This window comes from Spongiibacter sp. UBA1325, assembly GCF_002306875.1.
Taxonomy (GTDB): Bacteria; Pseudomonadota; Gammaproteobacteria; order Pseudomonadales; family Spongiibacteraceae; genus Spongiibacter; species Spongiibacter marinus.
Map to the genome: position 1 here is coordinate 12253 of NZ_DBTD01000008.1, position 254 is coordinate 12506.

1 pseudogene is annotated in these 254 nt (G+C 62.2%); it reads left to right on the forward strand.

The features are described 5' to 3' along the window. Window positions 1-254 (forward strand): annotated as a pseudogene (locus B3K78_RS08490) (tRNA (N6-isopentenyl adenosine(37)-C2)-methylthiotransferase MiaB); the annotation flags it as partial.

Here is a 254-nt window from a genome sequence, read left to right on the forward strand (position 1 = left end):
GGCTGCGTCGCCAGCCAGGAAGGCGGCGATATTGGCCAGCGCGCGCCCTACGTTGACGTTATCTTTGGGCCGCAAACCCTGCACCGGGTGCCGGAGATGATCGACCAGCGCAAACCGGACGGCCCAGTGGTGGTGGATGTCACCTTCCCCGAGATCGAAAAATTCGACAGCCTTCCCGAGCCCAGCGTCGACGGCCCCAGTGCCTTTGTCTCCATCATGGAAGGTTGCTCCAAGTACTGCACCTTCTGCGTCGT